The organism is Lysinibacillus sp. FSL K6-0075 (assembly GCF_038592945.1).
In the GTDB taxonomy this organism is placed as follows: Bacteria; Bacillota; Bacilli; order Bacillales_A; family Planococcaceae; genus Lysinibacillus; species Lysinibacillus fusiformis_F.
The window spans coordinates 3,524,766-3,542,160 of the sequence record NZ_CP151947.1; the positions used below are offsets into that span (position 1 = coordinate 3,524,766).

At 39.0% G+C, this 17,395-nt stretch carries 14 protein-coding genes, 1 riboswitch and 1 other annotated feature; of the genes, 1 reads left to right on the top strand and 13 read right to left on the bottom strand.

The annotated features are described in order from the left end of the window. Together sdhA and MHB65_RS17285 are read right to left on the bottom strand one after the other, a co-directional pair. Complete coding sequence (gene sdhA, locus MHB65_RS17280; RefSeq protein WP_205444846.1) at positions 1-1,755, bottom strand: succinate dehydrogenase flavoprotein subunit; 1,755 nt, start codon at positions 1,753-1,755, stop codon at positions 1-3. A 66-nt stretch (positions 1,756-1,821) separates the two neighbouring features. Then, positions 1,822-2,430, bottom strand: a complete 609-nt coding sequence (locus MHB65_RS17285; protein WP_141904737.1) for a succinate dehydrogenase cytochrome b558 subunit — start codon at positions 2,428-2,430, stop codon at positions 1,822-1,824. Positions 2,431-2,702: 272 nt separating this feature from the next. On the opposite strand from MHB65_RS17285, the gene MHB65_RS17290 reads away from it, so the two are divergent. After that, positions 2,703-3,137: a YslB family protein gene (locus MHB65_RS17290; RefSeq protein WP_205444847.1), complete on the top strand. Its 435-nt coding sequence runs from the start codon at positions 2,703-2,705 to the stop codon at positions 3,135-3,137. Between the two features lie 93 nt (positions 3,138-3,230). On the opposite strand, the gene MHB65_RS17295 is transcribed toward MHB65_RS17290, so the two are convergent. The 11 genes from MHB65_RS17295 to MHB65_RS17345 all read right to left on the bottom strand — a co-directional run bounded on the left by MHB65_RS17295 (position 3,231) and on the right by MHB65_RS17345 (position 17,380). Then, a complete protein-coding gene (locus tag MHB65_RS17295; RefSeq protein ID WP_342441160.1) occupies positions 3,231-4,457 on the bottom strand; it encodes an aspartate kinase in 1,227 nt (408 codons plus the stop codon). 134 nt (positions 4,458-4,591) lie between these two features. Further along, a riboswitch (Lysine riboswitch) is annotated at positions 4,592-4,770 on the bottom strand. Between the two features lie 108 nt (positions 4,771-4,878). Further along, positions 4,879-6,669: an excinuclease ABC subunit UvrC gene (uvrC, locus tag MHB65_RS17300; protein WP_342441161.1), complete on the bottom strand. Its 1,791-nt coding sequence runs from the start codon at positions 6,667-6,669 to the stop codon at positions 4,879-4,881. 124 nt (positions 6,670-6,793) lie between these two features. Continuing rightward, positions 6,794-7,105: a thioredoxin gene (trxA, locus tag MHB65_RS17305; RefSeq protein WP_004226420.1), complete on the bottom strand. Its 312-nt coding sequence runs from the start codon at positions 7,103-7,105 to the stop codon at positions 6,794-6,796. Positions 7,106-7,226: 121 nt separating this feature from the next. Next, positions 7,227-8,576, bottom strand: coding sequence for an amino acid permease (locus MHB65_RS17310; protein ID WP_342441162.1), 1,350 nt, complete (start codon positions 8,574-8,576; stop codon positions 7,227-7,229). 58 nt (positions 8,577-8,634) lie between these two features. Further along, positions 8,635-8,867, bottom strand: a binding site (T-box leader). Positions 8,868-9,005: 138 nt separating this feature from the next. Further along, positions 9,006-9,983 (bottom strand): electron transfer flavoprotein subunit alpha/FixB family protein, encoded by a 978-nt coding sequence (locus MHB65_RS17315; protein ID WP_342441163.1) that lies wholly within the window; start codon positions 9,981-9,983, stop codon positions 9,006-9,008. Between the two features lie 47 nt (positions 9,984-10,030). Further along, positions 10,031-10,804, bottom strand: a complete 774-nt coding sequence (locus MHB65_RS17320; RefSeq protein ID WP_131521384.1) for an electron transfer flavoprotein subunit beta/FixA family protein — start codon at positions 10,802-10,804, stop codon at positions 10,031-10,033. Positions 10,805-10,918: 114 nt separating this feature from the next. Beyond that, on the bottom strand, positions 10,919-11,692 hold the full coding sequence (locus tag MHB65_RS17325; protein WP_342441164.1) for an enoyl-CoA hydratase: 774 nt from the start codon (positions 11,690-11,692) through the stop codon (positions 10,919-10,921). Positions 11,693-11,706: 14 nt separating this feature from the next. Continuing rightward, on the bottom strand, positions 11,707-12,288 hold the full coding sequence (locus MHB65_RS17330) for a TetR/AcrR family transcriptional regulator (protein ID WP_342441165.1): 582 nt from the start codon (positions 12,286-12,288) through the stop codon (positions 11,707-11,709). A 147-nt stretch (positions 12,289-12,435) separates the two neighbouring features. Next, positions 12,436-14,130, bottom strand: coding sequence for an AMP-binding protein (locus tag MHB65_RS17335; protein ID WP_342441166.1), 1,695 nt, complete (start codon positions 14,128-14,130; stop codon positions 12,436-12,438). 447 nt (positions 14,131-14,577) lie between these two features. Beyond that, a complete protein-coding gene (locus MHB65_RS17340) occupies positions 14,578-14,991 on the bottom strand; it encodes a DUF350 domain-containing protein (RefSeq protein WP_008179180.1) in 414 nt (137 codons plus the stop codon). Positions 14,992-15,013: 22 nt separating this feature from the next. Then, positions 15,014-17,380, bottom strand: a complete 2,367-nt coding sequence (locus tag MHB65_RS17345; RefSeq protein ID WP_342441167.1) for an endonuclease MutS2 — start codon at positions 17,378-17,380, stop codon at positions 15,014-15,016. Between the last annotated feature and the right edge of the window lie 15 nt (positions 17,381-17,395).

Sequence of the window (17,395 nt, forward strand, 5' to 3'; positions counted from 1 at the left end):
TTAGTCTCCTTTCGCAGAGTAGTCGCGTTTACGTGGTGGGATTAAAGAAACGTCGACTTCTTGGTACGTGATGATTGGATTACCAGTAGTTGGGTCAAACTTCGCCATTGTTGTTTTCAAGAATTGCTCGTCATCACGATTAGGGAAATCAGGTTTATAGTGCGCACCACGAGATTCATTACGTAATAGTGCACCTTTTGTCATTACTTTTGCAAGCACTAACATATTTTTTAGCTGACGTGTAAAGTGCGCGCCTTGATTGCTCCATTTTTGCGTATCATTGATGTTGATGTTGTTCCAGCGCTCAGTAAGCTCATCAAGTTTTTTCAATGTATCTTCAAGCTGATCATTGTAACGTACTACAGTCATTGTAGCAGTCATCATTTCACCAAGCTCTTTATGCAGTAAGTAAGCGTTTTCTGTGCCTTCCATTTTCATGATAGCATCCCATTTCGCTTGTTCCTCTGTTACACGAGCATCATAAATCTCTTGTGGAAGATCTTCAGCATGCTTTTTAAGATGTTTTACATAATCTACTGCGTTTGGTCCTGCAACCATACCACCGTAAATAGCAGATAATAATGAGTTTGCGCCAAGACGGTTTGCACCATGTTGAGAGTAATCACATTCACCTGCTGCAAATAGACCAGGAATTTCAGTCATTTGATTGTAGTCAACCCATAATCCACCCATTGAATAGTGAACTGCTGGGAAAATTTTCATTGGTAATTTACGTGGGTCATCCCCTACGAATTTTTCGTAGATTTCGATGATACCACCAAGTTTAACGTCCAATTCATGTGGATCTTTATGTGAAAGATCTAGGTATACCATGTTTTCGCCATTGATACCAAGTTTTTGGTTTACACAAACGTCGAAAATTTCACGTGTTGCAATATCACGTGGTACTAAGTTACCATAAGCTGGGTATTTCTCTTCTAAGAAGTACCAAGGTTTACCGTCTTTATAAGTCCAAATACGACCACCTTCACCACGAGCTGATTCTGACATTAGACGGTTTTTGTCATCTCCAGGAATCGCTGTTGGGTGAATTTGAATGAATTCACCATTCGCATATGAAGCACCTTGTTGATAAACGATAGAAGCAGCAGAACCTGTGTTAATAACAGAGTTTGTTGTTTTACCGAAGATAATACCAGGGCCACCAGTCGCCATAATAACAGCGTCTGCACGGAATGATTTAATTTCTTCTGTACGCATATCTTGCGCTACGATACCACGGCAAACGCCGTCTTCATCGATAATAACACCAAGGAATTCCCAGTGTTCATATTTATTTACTAAACCAGCTACTTCATGAGAACGAACTTGCTCATCTAGCGCATATAGTAATTGTTGACCAGTTGTTGCACCAGAGAAAGCTGTACGGTGCATTAAAGTACCACCAAAACGACGGAAATCTAAAAGTCCTTCTGGTGTACGGTTGAACATAACACCCATACGGTCCATTAAGTGGATAATGCCAGGTGCTGCGTCACACATTCCTTTTACTGGTGGTTGGTTCGCTAAGAAGTCCCCACCATATACTGTATCATCAAAGTGAATCCATGGAGAATCCCCTTCACCTTTTGTATTTACCGCACCATTAATTCCGCCTTGCGCACAAACAGAGTGTGAGCGTTTTACAGGAACTAATGAGAATAAATCAACTTCAGTACCAACTTCAGCTGCTTTAATCGTTGCCATCAGACCGGCAAGACCACCGCCGACAACAATTATTTTGCTTTTCGCCATGATTATTTCTCACTCCTCTTAAAAAATTGCAATGATTGCATGTGCTCTATCGTAGCTTCTATTGAATTATACGAAAGCTAAAATAGCTGCCACACCAACTACACTTAGAATTACGAAAATAATGTTTGTTACGTAAGTAGCAATCTTTTGAGACTGAGGAGATTGTGTAATACCCCAGCTTACTAGGAATGCCCATAAACCGTTAGATAAGTGGAAAGTTGCTGATAAAATACCAACAATGTAGAATCCAAGCATGAATGGATTAGCAACGATATTCGCCATCATGTCGTAATCAACGTGTGTGCCAAGTGCTTTTTGAATACGAGTTTGGAAAATATGCCATGCGATGAATATCACTAAGAATACACCAGTAAAACGTTGTAAAGAGAACATCCAGTTACGGTACGTGCTGAAACGTCCTGTGTTTGGTGTAGCAGTGAATGCAATGTAGACACCATAGAATGCGTGGAACATTAATGGAATATAGATGACAATCCATTCAACTAGGATAAGGAATGGAATCTTTTCCATTACTGCGGTAGCATCGTTGTAACTTTCTGCCCCGCCTGTTGCTGTAAAGTTAATGAACAGGTGCATCGTTAAAAACAGACCTACTGGAATGATCCCAAGTAGAGAATGTAAGCGACGCCATAAAAACTCTCGATCTTTCGACAAGACTGTTACCCCCCTTAGTACTTAAAATAGCACAACAAAAGAAGTCATCATTTTGTAAATGATACTTCATTGACTGTGTATTTCATCATGGTACAATATTATGACATGTTTATTGTACTCTCAAGAGCTACGAGCGTCAAGGCAACTCGGAGTTTTTCATAGAGCTTATTAAAGAACTAATCTAGTACATGATGCGTCGTTTTTTCTCGAAAAATCTATCATTACTTTATTACCGTTAAATTTTAAGAAAATTCTAAGAAAGAAGGATAACAATGTTAAACACTCCATCTCCTACAATCTCATCATTTGGCTATGAGATCATTCGTGATCATATTCTATCTTCTATACTCGGTAAACATGAAGATGATGTCCTTTATTGGGCAGGTAAAGAGCTTGCTCGCAAGTTCCCATGTAAAAGTCAAGATGAACTTATCGCATTTTTCGCAGATGCCTGCTGGGGTACATTAGAGCTTATGAAGGAATCAAAGGATGGACGCATTTTCCAGTTGACAAACGACCCTGAAATTCTGCAAATTAAACAACGTAGCTTTAAACTTGAAGCAGGATTTATAGCAGAGCAAATTCAACTAGCTAAAGGCTATCTTACAGAATGCTATAATGAAAAGCGAGAAAAGCAACAATACGTCATGTTTACAGTCAAATGGGACGTCAAAGAACGTATTATGAATACCATTCCCTCAGAGTAATAAAAAGGATTGTCTCCCCCTAACGGGATGACAATCCTTCTTTTTTCTTCCTTTAATTTTGGACAATTACATAAAATGCTGTTTCTTCTATTATTATATGTAAAGTGCTTGCTCTAAATTAAACTCATCATGCAGTGCATTAGCTGCTTGGATCATATCATCCTGTGGTACAACAACAGAAACTTTTATTTCAGAAGTACTTACCATTTTTACAGGGATATTTTCACGACGTAACCGATCAAACATACGAGCAGCAACACCTGGATTAGAGGCCATCCCTGAACCAATAATGGAAACTTTCGCCAACCCTATTTCGAAGTCTGCAAAACTAAATCCGAGTGATAATTTACTATCTTCTAGAACACGTAATGCTTCTGCAAATTCCTCTTTTAAAATAGAAAACGAAACAGTTGGTTTCAGCCCATCAATAATGGCTTGAACAATAATATCTACATTAATGCGGTTCTCAGCAAGAATAGTAAATATATCTGCTAATGAAGCATTAGAGAAAGCATCATACCCTACTGTTAAACGAATAATATCTGATTCAAAGGCCACGCCACGAACAACTAAGTTTTTTTCCATTTCCACTTCCTCCTTCAATAAAGTGCCTACTGACTCTACTAAACTTGAGCGTATGATAACAGGCATTTGAAATTTCTTTGCTAACTCCACCGCACGTGGATGTATGACATGAGATCCTAAATGAGATAATTCCAACATTTCATCATAGGAAATTTCCTGGAGCTTTTGGGCATGTGTCACATAACATGGATCTGCTGTATAAACACCGTCCACATTTGTATACATATCAGCTCGCTCCGCTTCCAATGCGATGGCAAGCGCTACAGCTGCCGTTTCAGCTCCACCTTTCCCAAGCATGGTGATATTGTGATCTTCGTCAACCCCTTGTTCTCCAGCAATGACTACAATTTGCCCCTGTGCAAAGTGTTCTTCGATTCGACTAACATCAATATAGTCGATACGCGCATGCCGATACATACCATCCGTATGAATACCTGCCTGCCATCCAGTCAGAGACACAGCCTGATAGCCCGCGTCCTGTAAGGCAATGGCAAATAAAGCACTAGATAATTGAGAGCCTGTAGACAAAACTGCATCTAATTCTCGTTTTGAAACATCGTCAGTTAGTTGATGTACCATCATTTTCATTTCTTTGGCAGTATGTCCCATTGCTGCAACAACTACCACTACATCAAATCCTCTGTCCTTTTCAGCAATCGCTTTCCGAGCTGCCTGTTGGATTTGTTCAGTAGAAGCTAATGCAGCTCCTCCAAACTTCATCACGATTTTAGCCATTTCTTTCGTTCTCCCTTCCAGTCCATGTATTTCACCTAATTACAGGAGACAAAACAGTTTCTAGAAAAACTAAAAGGCAGCCTCCACATAACGTGAAAGCTGCCTATAACATGTACAATAATCGTAACTTGCCCATGTGTGATAGCTCTCCGAAACGTTTAGAATCGACAGTCTTACATTTCTTAAATGCAAAACCAGTACAGCAATGGAAACAACAACGCTGTACTTCGGCAAGCTCCCCTTTCACACAATATCTCTGGACTTGTCCATCCTCCATTGTGTTACTCTTGAATCTTGCACCTCTATCATCACCTTAAAGTGAATGTATTCAATTCATTAAGCTTTAGCGTAAACAAGCTAGTCACGCCAGTTAGCTCTCCATAACATTGAAAACAATGTTATTTATAACCATAGCACATGCCTATTCCTTTGACAATGATTCTTGCTGAAAATAGCTAAAAATTTGGCTTGCTAAATTAGCGGGCATCCCAGCCTCCTGTAATGCTAGCTCGCTCGCCTCTCGAATTTTTTTGACTGAACCGAAATATTTAAGCAACTGTTGCTTACGTTTTGGTCCTACCCCTTCAATATGATCTAATACAGATTGAATGGCATGCTTCTCATGCTGTTGACGCAAGAAGGTAATAGCAAAGCGGTGGACTTCGTCTTGAATTCGTTGTAATAAATAAAAGCCATCACTTGTACGGTTTAAGGCAATCACCTCTGGCGGATCACCAAACAATAGCTGAGATGTATTATGCTTGTCATCCTTGGCTAAACCAGCAATCGGTATGACAAGACCAAGCTCATCTTCTAGTACTTCACGGGCTACTTCCATTTGCCCCTTACCACCATCAATTAACACTAAATCTGGTAATGGTAGACCTTCCTTTAAAACACGTATATATCGACGACGTATAACCTCCTGCATTGCACCGTAATCATCATGCTTGGCTGCTGAACGCGTTTTATATTTTCGGTATTCCTTTTTCGCAGGCTTCCCATCAATGAAAACAACCATGGCAGATACTGCATCCGTTCCATGCATATGACTATTATCAAAAGCCTCAATTCGTAAAGGTGCACTAATACCCATTGCTTCACCTAGTGCCTCACAAGCACCAATCGTACGTTCTTCCTGACGTTCTATTAGCTGGAATTTAGCTGCCACAGCAATTTCGGCATTTTTGGTTGCTAATTCAACCAGTTCCTTCTTTTGTCCTCTTTTTGGTGTAAGAACTTTGATCTCTAATAATTCCGTTAAGATGGCTGCATCAATGGCTTGTGGAATAAAAATTTCTTTTGGCTTAATATGCTCTGGCTTTTCATAAAAGCGCCCAACAAATGTTAAAAATTCTTCCTCTGCATCCTGATAGATCGGGAAAATCGAGACATCACGCTCAATCAGTTTACCTTGGCGCACAAAGAAAACCTGAACACACATCCACCCTTTTTCAACGGCATAGCCAAATACATCGCGATTTGTTGTATCACTTGATACTATTTTTTGTTTCTGCATGACCGTATCAATATGGGCAATTTGATCTCGAAATTCCTTCGCTCGTTCAAATTCTAGGTTTTCAGCGGCTGCAAGCATTTTAACTTCAAGCTCTTTTTTGACTGCCTCCACACCACCATTGAGAAACTTCGTCATATCCTCAATCATCTCTTGATAAACCTGACCATCAATTTCCTTAACACAAGGTGCTAAGCATTGCCCCATGTGATAGTACAAGCAAACCTTGGAGGGTAATTGTACACATTTGCGCAACGGATACAGTCGATCCAATAGTTTTTTCGTTTCGCTCGCTGCATAGGCATTCGGATAAGGACCAAAATATTTAGCCTTATCCTTTTTTACCTTCCGTGTCGTAATCAGACGAGGATGTTTTTCATTCGTAATTTTTAAATATGGATAGGTCTTATCATCCGTTAACATGACATTATATTTTGGATCATGTAACTTGATGAGATTCAGCTCTAAAATAAGTGCTTCAATATTAGATGATGTCACGATATACTCAAAATCTTCTATTTCACCTACAAGTCTTTGAGTTTTTCCTTCATGTGTTCCAGTAAAATAGGAGCGTACACGGTTTTTCAGAACTTTTGCTTTACCGACATAAATGATTGTCCCTTGTCGATCCTTCATCAAATAGCAGCCAGGCTGATCCGGTAAAATATCCAGTTTTCGCTTTATTAAATCGTTCATTACCTACCTGCCCCCCCTAAGTAAAAATTCCCCTCAATGAATCCTATTAGTTATTTTTCTTTATTATATAACGAAAAAAAGCCGAACACATCTATTGATGGCTCGGCTTTGTGAACTTCATTCATTACGCATGTTTTGCGATAAATGCTTCTAAAGCTTCTTTCGGTTGGAAGCCTACAGTTTTGTCAACTAATTCTCCATCTTTAAATAATAGTAAAGACGGGATTGACATAATTTGATACTGAGCTGCAGTACCTTGGTTATTGTCAACGTCAACTTTTACAATTTTAGCCGCACTACCTGCAGCGTCCATTTCTTCAAGAACTGGCCCAATCATTTTACATGGTCCGCACCAAGCAGCCCAAAAGTCTACTAGTACTAACCCTTCTTTAATATCGTCCTGGAACGTAGCATCTGTTGCATGTACAATTGCCATTTGAAATCCTCCTTAAACTTACTATGATTGTAGTATAGCATGGATAAATTCACTTGAGCGAACAATCTGCCTACAATGTATTTTTTATGCAAAACTGTGTCGAAAAATTAAATGACAGCCATTAATTGACTTGATAACGACCTTTCAATACATAGGTTAACGTAATAAAAAGATAGATAGATAACGTAATACTTGTCACGATAATAGATGTGGTAAAAATAATGCCAATGAGAATCGCACTTAACGCCAGTATGGCTATCCAAGTGGTATAAGGGAACCATTTTACTTCATAGGCACTTGTATTCTCTGCTTGTTTTTTACGTGATTTTAAATGAGCAATCGCAATAATTAACCAAATAAATAGCACAGTATAACCAAGTGATCCCATTAAGAAATCAAAGGTTTTGCTTCCAGCATATAAAGATAAAATGACGCCTAAATACATCGCTAATGTACACATTAAAATGGAATATACCGGTACTTTTCGTTTCGATAAATGAGCAAAGACTTTAGGCACACGTCCGTCTACAGCCTGTGTATATAGTACACGTGATGAACCATAAAGTCCTGAATTCATCGATGAAATAATGGCCAGTAAAACAACAGCGTTCATAATATGGTCTGCCCCTGGAATACCAACCATTTTAAAAACCATGACAAATGGGCTTTCAGGAACCCCATTTACTTCATTCCAAGGAATCAAGCTTACGATAATAAAGAAAGGCAGTAAATAAAAAGTAACAATACGTACTAATGTACTGCGAACAGCTTTCGGTACTACTTTTTCAGGATTTTTCGTTTCAGCTAATGTAATCCCGATGATTTCTGTACCACCATAAGAGTAGATAACTACAAGCATAGCAGCAATTAATCCCGTTGATCCATTAGGGAAAAAACCACCATGCTCCGTTAAGTTAGCAAAACCAACAGCACTATGGTTTCCAAACGTAACAAGCAATAAAATAAGTCCTGCAATGATAAAGACAATAATAACGGTAATTTTGATTAATGCTAGCCAATATTCTGTTTCTGCAAAGATTTTTACGGATAATAAATTAATGGCTGTTACTAACACTGAAACAGATAGTGCGAGTATCCAAATTGGATATTCTGGTAACCAATATTGAATAAAAATAGCAGCAACGACAGACTCTGCTGCAATATTTAAAACCCACATTTTCCAGTAGATCCAATCTAGGAAATACGCAGGGTATTTGCCTAACACTGATTGCACTAAATCTCTAAAGGTTCTTGCTTCTTTATTACGAACGGCCATTTCTGCTAAGCCTTGCATGACAAATAATAAAATAATGCCACCTATTAAATAGGCAATCAACACAGATGGCCCTGCCATATCAATGGCTGCACTACTTCCTTTAAATAATCCCGCACCAATGGCACCACCTAACGCCATCATCGTGATATGACGCGAGGTCATTGTTCTTGTTAATTGTTGCTTGTTGTTTTCCACTTTCTTACCTCCTAAAAATCAAAAAAGCATATCGTCTATTCCTTCATCATCAAATGAAAGAAGAGACGATATGCTATAAGCAAACCGCGGTACCACTCTAATTGGTTCTTGAGAACCCAGCTTAAAAACCTTGTAACGAAGGTTAACCGTCAAACAAATAGAATAATCTGATAATTCTATTTGTGTTACCACTCCTAGGCAAGTTCAAAGTCTTATTGGTCTGCGTTGCACCAACCCGCAGCTCTCTTTACCGAATAATGAACTTTTACTACTCCTAATCTTTGCGTTTCAAATCATTATTGTATCCATCACTATAATGTCTAACATTAATTATGTCAATATTTTATTTTGCAATAATTTTCAAATAGTGCTGCTTGTAAAGAAAACCATATAAAAAAGCAGGAAGAGTTATCCCTTCCTGCATCTGCTTTACGCGTTCACTTTTAATGCTTTAAATTCTTCAATTAGAAGCGGAATGACTTCAAACAAATCTCCAACGATACCGTAATCCGCTACTTTGAAAATATTTGCTTCTGGATCTTTATTAATGGCAACAATGACTTTTGAATTGGACATTCCAGCTAAATGTTGAATTGCGCCCGAAATACCAGCTGCAATATAAAGATCTGGTGTTACGACCTTACCTGTTTGTCCGATTTGAAGCGAATAATCACAGTATTCAGCGTCACATGCACCACGTGATGCGCCAACTGCACCGCCTAGTAAATCTGCTAGCTCTTTTAATGGCTCGAAGCCTTCTTCTGACTTCACGCCACGACCACCAGCAACAACTACTTTCGCCTCTGAAAGATCTACACCTTCTGAAGATTTACGAACAACTTCTTTAATAATTGTACGAAGGTTTGTAATCTCTGCAGTGATTGCAGACACATCACCTGTTTTACCTTCTGCTTTTTCTAAAGGTGTAATGTTATTTGGACGAATAGAAGCTAAAACAACGCCTTCTTTCACTTTCACTTTTTCAAAAGCTTTACCAGAGTAAATTGGTCGGATGAATACTACATCATCGCCTGCACCTTCAATAGCAGTGACATCAGATACTAGACCTGCTTGCAATTTGCTTGCAATTTTTGGCGATAAATCTTTCCCATTTGCTGTATGACCGAAGACAATACCAGCTGGTTGTTCTTGCTCGATAACAGCTAATAGTGCTTGACTATAGCCATCAGATGTATATTGTTTTAAATGTGGGTGTTCCACTGTTACTACACGATCAGCACCATATTCAAATAATGGACCTGTTAAACTTGCTACAGCATCCCCTAAAAGTACCCCAACAACTTCGCCACCATCAGCGATTTGTTTTGCAGCTGCAATTGCTTCGAAAGAAACATTACGTAAGCTTCCTTCACGAACTTCACTTAATACTAATACTTTTTTTGACATAGCATATTCCCTCCGTTACCCTTTAAGATTCGATTGACATCAAATAATTAAACTACTTTTGCTTCTGTGTGAAGTAGATTTACCAGTTCTTTTGCTTGTGCAGAAAGGTCGCCTTCTAAAATACGGCCTGCTGCTTTTTGAGCTGGTAAGAAGATGTCTACTGTTTCGATCTTCACTTCTACATCATCTTCATCGATATCTAAATCATCTAACTCAAGCTCTGCAAGCGGTTTCTTTTTCGCTTTCATAATACCTGGTAGAGATGGGTAACGTGGCTCATTTAAACCTTGCTGAGCTGTTACTAATAACGGTAAAGAAGTTTCAATTACCTCTGAATCTCCTTCGATATCGCGAACAATTTTCGCAGATGTTCCGTCAATTTCAAGTTTCGTAATCGTTGTTACATAATTCATATCCAATAAATCAGCAACACGTGGACCAACTTGCCCTGAACCACCATCAATCGCAACATTTCCTGTTAAAATTAAATCTGCATCTTTATCTTTTAAGTATTCAGCTAATAGATAAGCTGCTGCATTTTGGTCTAGTTCATCTAAATCATCTTCTGTGTTAATAAGCACTGCTTCGTCAGCACCCATAGCAAGTGCTGTACGTAATTGCTTCTCTGCATCCTCGCCACCAATTGTCACTACTGTTACTTTACCACCAGCAGCATCGCGAACTTGGATTGCCTCTTCAATGGCATATTCATCGTAAGGGTTGATAATGAATTCTGCGCCGTCCTCTTGGATTTTGCCACCCGACACAACGATTTTTTCTTCTGTATCAAACGTACGTTTAATTAATGCAAAAATGTTCATATATCCATACCTCCTGGAACGTTTTATAATTCTAAGTAAACTTATAAATATTATATATTTTCAGTTTCGATAACGCCGATAACATACTTAACGTTGCTATCGACATTTGGAAAACTATTTGCCAGTAAACACAGGCTCACGCTTTTCAATGAATGCTTGAATTCCCTCTTTGGCATCTTCTGTAACAAATACTGTCCCAAAGGATTTCGCCTCTGCTTCAATGCCTTCATAGAATGATGCATGCTTTGCATATTGCAATGTTTGAATAGCCGCTTTTAAAGCGATTGGGCTTTTCTTAGCAGTGCTCTTTGCAATTTTTAACGTTTCTTCTAGCAGTGTTTCGTCTGAGAATGAACGGTTCGCTAAGCCCCACTGAACAGCTTCGGTACCAGAGATCGGTTCACTTGTAAACATCATTTCAGCAGCCTTTGCTACACCAACATAGCGTGGTAAGCGCTGTGTACCGCCAAAACCAGGAATAAGGCCTAATTGTAATTCAGGTAAACCTAGTTTCGCAGATTCAGTGACAAATCGCATATGACAGCTCATTGCTAACTCAAGCCCTCCGCCTAATGCCGCACCATGGATGGCTGCAATTACAGGCTTAGAAAATGATTCAACACGCTCAAAAACCTGCTGCCCGTTGCTAGCTAGCTTTGTAAATTCCTCTCCAGATTCTACCCCAATAAATTCTTTAATATCTGCCCCTGCAGAGAAGAAACGGCCTTCACCATGAAGTACAAGGACTCTTACAGCATCATCGTGTTCTACAGCATCTAGCACAGCGTTAACTTCTGCAATAATACCGCGAGATAATGCATTTGCTGGTGGACGTGCAATTGTAATAATCGCTACTCCATCTTCTACTTTCCAACTTAGAAATTCCATTTCTCCACATCCTTTTAAGCTTTAATGCCGTTCAGGATTAATGCCTGAACCTTTGGAACCTGTCCCATCAAATCATATCGATAGTCATTCATAACCCACGACGTAATAGTTTCATCAATTGTTCCAAAAACCATTTGTCGTGCCAAGCGTACATCCATCGTCTGATTGAACTCACCTGTAAGCATACCCTCGATTAAAATTTGATCGAGTAGCTGTAAATACTCACGCAATACCGAATTAATTTTTAATCGTAAGTCTTTGTTTGACTGGCGAAGCTCTAATTGTGTGACAGTTGCTAGGTATCGATCTGTCGCTAGAACATTAAAATGATTTTCAATCATTCGTGAAAGTTTGTCTTTAGACGTACTCCCATTTTCTATTATATCTTGTAATGACTCTACAAAAACAGCCATTTTTTCATTAAAGACAGAAATTAATATATCTTCTTTATTTTTAAAATATAAATAGATTGTTCCATCGGCCACCCCTGCCTGTTTGGCGATTTTCGATACTTGCGCTTGGTGATACCCATTTTCCGCAATAACGATGACAGCTGCATCAATAATTTGTTTATATTTTGGCTTATCTCGTTTCACTTATATATCACCACCTAAAAAACATGCGCACGTCTATATGATTGATATGACGTGTGAACCTAAAAAAATATGAAAATATGAATGGTCATTCATTCATATTTTCATATTATATTTTACGGCATTGCTTGTCAATACTTTCACACGTATTTATTTCGCTTCTTTATTCGCTAATTTTGTTTTTTCTTCTTCAACTAAAGTACGACGCAAAATTTTCCCTACAGCTGTTTTTGGCAGCTCTTCTCTAAATTCATAATAACGCGGAACTTTAAAAGCCGCTAGATGCTGACGGCAATATTTATTTAATTCGTCCTCAGTAATCGAATATCCTTCTTTTAAAACAATATAAGCTTTTACTGTTTCACCACGATATGGATCAGGTATGCCTGCCACTACGCACTCCTGAATCTCTTCACGTTCATACAACACTTCTTCCACTTCACGAGGATAAATATTAAAGCCGCCTGCTATGATTAAATCCTTTTTACGATCTACTACATAGAAGAAGCCTTGCTCATCCATATAACCAAGATCACCTGTTAAAAACCAACCGTCGGCAAATGTCGTTGCTGTATCCTCTGGACGGTTCCAGTAGCCTTTCATCACTTGTGGTCCTTTAACAGCGATTTCACCCACCTCACCAATGGGTAGCACTTCCGTATCCCCTGTACGTAAAATAACTGCTTCTGTATTTGGCCAAGGTAAACCAATCGAGCCAATCACCCGCTTACCCCAAATTGGCGTAGCATGTGTTACAGGTGAGGTTTCAGTTAACCCATACCCTTCTACTAGCTTCCCGCCAGTAACGGCTTCAAACTTCTCTTGCACTTCAATCGGCAATGAAGCAGAACCACTGAGGCATGCCTTAATGGATGATAAATCATAATTCGCAATGTCTGGGTGATTTAAAAGGCCGATGTATAAGGTTGGTGCACCGGGGAACAGTGTTGGTTTTTGTTTATCAATCGTTTTTAATGCCGTTTCTGCATCAAACTTCGGTAAAAGCACCATTCTATTTTGAGTGAATACAGATAAAAGCATAACAGTTGTCATACCATAGACGTGGAAGAATGGCAGAATGCCCATAATGGTTTCTTCACCATGCACACATCTATACATCCATGCATCACACATTGTCGTATTGGCAATCAAATTTTTATGGGTCAACATAACCCCTTTTGGGAAGCCTGTTGTTCCACCCGTATATTGAAGCAATGCTAGGTCCTCTTCAAAATCAAATGGAATATTGTCAATCACCTTAATCGGTGCAGAGCGCATTATTTCTGAAAATAGGTGATTTTGACCGCTATGTTCAACCTTGACACTAAAGCCATACTGCTTCTTTTGAATAAATGGATAGACTAAATTTTTCGGGAATGGTAAATAGTCCTTAATAGCTGTTACAATGACATTTTCAAGTGACGTCTCTTTCATAATTTTCATGACTCTTGGATATAAAATATCCATTACGAGAATAACCTTTGCTCCTGAATCAGCCATTTGGTATTGAAGCTCTCGTTCAGTATAAAGTGGATTTGTTTGTACTACAACAGCACCTGCATACATGGCACCATAGTAAGCGATTACACTTTGTGGCGTGTTAGGCAGCATAATCGCTACTCGATCTCCTTTTTCCACACCTAGTGTTTGTAAATAGTTTGCGAACCTTAAAGCTGACTCATATAGCTCGGTGTACGTCAAATCCTTTCCCATAAAATGAATCGCTACTTTGGATGGATTCTTTTTATAAGCACGTGTCAAAAACTCTTGCACTGGAATTTCCTCAAACGTTAAAGACGATGGTACTTCTTCAGGATAATTTGCTAGCCATGGTTTTGCTGTCATACGTCCTCTCCCCTTTGTCCCAAACTTTGTCAATTCTTATATTTATTATAATGAAAAAGAAATACAGTTTCAAACAGAAAATAGAAAATAAATGCATTTTCGATTAATTATTATGCAATTCACAACATTAATATGATTGGTATTTATCGGGATTTGTTTGGGCAGACCTTATGAATACTCATTCATTCTTAAGTAACTTCCATACAAAAATGTTAGCTTATTTCTATATTATAAAAATATTTTTTCTACCCTTCAGTAGAATGATATGGGAGAAAATTAATAGGTTTTAGTAGAAATTCACGCAGCTTAAGTAAACAAAAAAACGCATCCTCACAAAGAGAATACGTTTTTTGTTTAAACCGTTAACATATAATAGACACCTACTGCCAAAAATGCAATACAGACAACGATTAGTACTTTTGCTAATTTTTCCATGTCATGACACTCCTATGCAATACTTGCCCCAATTACAAACGAAAGACCGACTGAAATGGTAAAGGAAATGAAACCAACTGAGCGATTATCATTGGCAATCTCTTGATCAACGTTAAAACGAGGTGTCATAAATTCAAATAAAAAATAGGCTACAATCAATAATGTAAAGCCAAAAAGGCCCCAGCCGATCATTTCACTTAATGTGCTATGACGAGCAATGGAAAAACGAAAGATATTACAAATTCCGAGTATTTTCCCACCTGTTGCAAGAGCCACAGCGACATTACCTTTTTTAATTTCTTCCCAATTTTTATATTTCGTAACGACTTCGAACAATGCCATCGAGACGACTAAACATAATACTACAACACTAAAATATCCTGCCGTTTCGATAATTGGATATCGCCAAAAGCCAGAATTCAGCATTTTTCTCCGTCCCCTTTATAGCTTATTTCAATTCAACAACTGTGACGCCTAAGCCCCCTTCACCGGCTTCACCAAAACGGAAGGATTTTACGCGCTTATGCTTTTTCAAATAGCTTTGAATACCTTGACGTAACGCCCCTGTACCAACGCCATGAATAATGGATACACGACCATAATTAGAGAGTAACGCATCATCAATATATTTCTCTGTTCTTAATATTGCATCCTCATAGCGTTCACCACGTAAATCTAATTCTAATTTCACATGACTATTTCGGTTTTTCACACCAGCTGTCCGTAATATAGGCTCTTTTTCAGGTTTAATATACTCCAAATCACTATCCGAGATTTTCATTTTTAAAATCCCCATTTGGACAACCCATTCTGTATTCGACACCTTTTCTAACAAAGTACCCCGTTGACCATAGCTTAACACCTTTACCTCGTCTCCGACAACTAAGTTTTGTGCGCGGGCTTTGACTTGTGCCGCTTTTTTCAGCACTTTATTGTCTTCAAGTGGTGTTGCTTCTTCCAAGCGTTTACGTGCTTCAATCAATTCATGCTCCTTGACAACTTGATTAGCATTTTTACGCATTTCTCGAAGCTCTGCAATAATCGCTTCCGCTTCTCGTTTCGCTTCATCAACAATTTTACGTGCTTTTTCCTTCGCTTTCTTATCAAGCGCCTCTTTCCGCTCCTCGTAGGCTTGCACTTTATCTTGAAGCTCTTGACGTAATGTCTCCGATTCTAACAGTAATGCATGCGAACGTTCTGCATCATCTTCGGATTGGCGACGTGTTTCTTCCAATGAGGCTATCATGGATTCAACCTCATGTCGGTCTGTCCCAGTAAAGCCTTTTGCACGATCAATAATGGATTCAGGTAAACCAAGACGACTGGAGATTTCGAATGCATTAGAGCGCCCAGGTACTCCGATAAGTAGACGGTAGGTTGGGCTCAAAGTTTCAATATCAAACTCGACACTGGCATTAGCAACACCTGGACGATTATAGCCATATGCTTTAAGTTCAGGATAGTGAGTTGTCGCCATTACACGAGCACCTCGTCCATGTACTTCATCTAAGATTGAGATAGCTAAGGCTGCCCCTTCCTGTGGATCAGTACCTGCGCCCAACTCATCAAAAAGAACAAGTGATTCATGATCAAATTTTTGTAGGATGTCTACAATATTGACCATATGAGATGAGAACGTAGAAAGTGACTGCTCAATTGATTGCTCATCACCAATATCAGCAAACAATTGCTCAAATACTGCAAGCTCTGAGCCATCTAATGCCGGCACTGGTAATCCAGCTTGCGCCATTAATGTACACAGGCCAACCGTTTTTAATGTTACGGTTTTACCACCTGTGTTAGGACCTGTAATGACAATGGCTGTTATCTCTTTGCCAAATTCAATATCATTCGGAATAGCTGAATCCATTGGTAGCAGTGGATGACGTGCACGTACTAGTCGGATATAGCCATCCTGATTCATTTTAGGCATTGTACATTTATTCGCTTGTCCATATTTGCCCTTTGCTAAAATGACATCGATATCGCCTAAAACCTTCACTAAGTTAAATAAATCTGATGCTACTTCTTGCACCATTGCACTTAAAGCTAATAAAATACGCTCAATCTCCGCCTGCTCTTTCATTTTCAAGCGATGAATTTCATTATTCGCTTGGACGACAGAATCTGGCTCGATAAATAAGGTTTGACCAGAAGAAGATTGATCATGGACAATCCCACCATAATGGTGACGATATTCTTGCTTTACGGGAATGACAAAGCGGTCATTACGAATTGTCACAAGTGCATCAGAAAGCATTTTCGCAGCATTACTTCCACGAATTAGACTTTCCAGCTTAGAACGGACTTTCCCCTCTTCAGCACGCAAAGATTGGCGAATAGAGCGCAATGTTTGACTAGCAGAATCTAAGACAGCTCCATTATCATCAATACAGTTATTGATTTCATGTTGTAATCCTGTTAAGACAGGCATCGCTTCCTTTTTGGAGATGAAATGGGGAATTTCAATTACTTCATCGGCCTCTATATCTTCAATAAAATTGCGTAGAATTCTGCTTGCTCGAATCGTGCTCGAAATTTCCATTAGTTCTACTGCTGCTAGCATGCCTCCTATTTGAGCACGTCTGGCAGATGGGCGGACATCAAAAATCCCTCCCATTGGCACATTGCCCTTAACACGCAATATGGATAATCCCTCATCCATTTCCTCTAATAATTGTACTACTTTATCAAAATCTGTTTGTGGCACAAGCTCCTCAATGGCAGATTTACCAATGGAAGAAGTACAATAGGAAGCCACTTGTTGCCTAACTTTATCGTATTCTAGTGTTTTCAATGCGCGTTCTGCAATCACTGAGAACACCTCCTC

Coding starts and splice junctions, on each gene's coding strand:
- sdhA (WP_205444846.1), bottom strand. CDS start 1,755: ATGGCGAAAAGCAAAATAATTGTTGTCGGCGGTGGTCTTGCCGGTCTG.
- MHB65_RS17290 (WP_205444847.1), top strand. CDS start 2,703: ATGTTAAACACTCCATCTCCTACAATCTCATCATTTGGCTATGAGATC.
- MHB65_RS17295 (WP_342441160.1), bottom strand. CDS start 4,457: ATGGCTAAAATCGTGATGAAGTTTGGAGGAGCTGCATTAGCTTCTACT.
- uvrC (WP_342441161.1), bottom strand. CDS start 6,669: ATGAACGATTTAATAAAGCGAAAACTGGATATTTTACCGGATCAGCCT.
- trxA (WP_004226420.1), bottom strand. CDS start 7,105: ATGGCAATTGTACATGCAACAGATGCTACGTTCCAGGACGATATTAAA.
- MHB65_RS17315 (WP_342441163.1), bottom strand. CDS start 9,983: ATGTCAAAAAAAGTATTAGTATTAAGTGAAGTTCGTGAAGGAAGCTTA.
- MHB65_RS17320 (WP_131521384.1), bottom strand. CDS start 10,804: ATGAACATTTTTGCATTAATTAAACGTACGTTTGATACAGAAGAAAAA.
- MHB65_RS17325 (WP_342441164.1), bottom strand. CDS start 11,692: ATGGAATTTCTAAGTTGGAAAGTAGAAGATGGAGTAGCGATTATTACA.
- MHB65_RS17335 (WP_342441166.1), bottom strand. CDS start 14,130: ATGACAGCAAAACCATGGCTAGCAAATTATCCTGAAGAAGTACCATCG.
- MHB65_RS17340 (WP_008179180.1), bottom strand. CDS start 14,991: ATGCTGAATTCTGGCTTTTGGCGATATCCAATTATCGAAACGGCAGGA.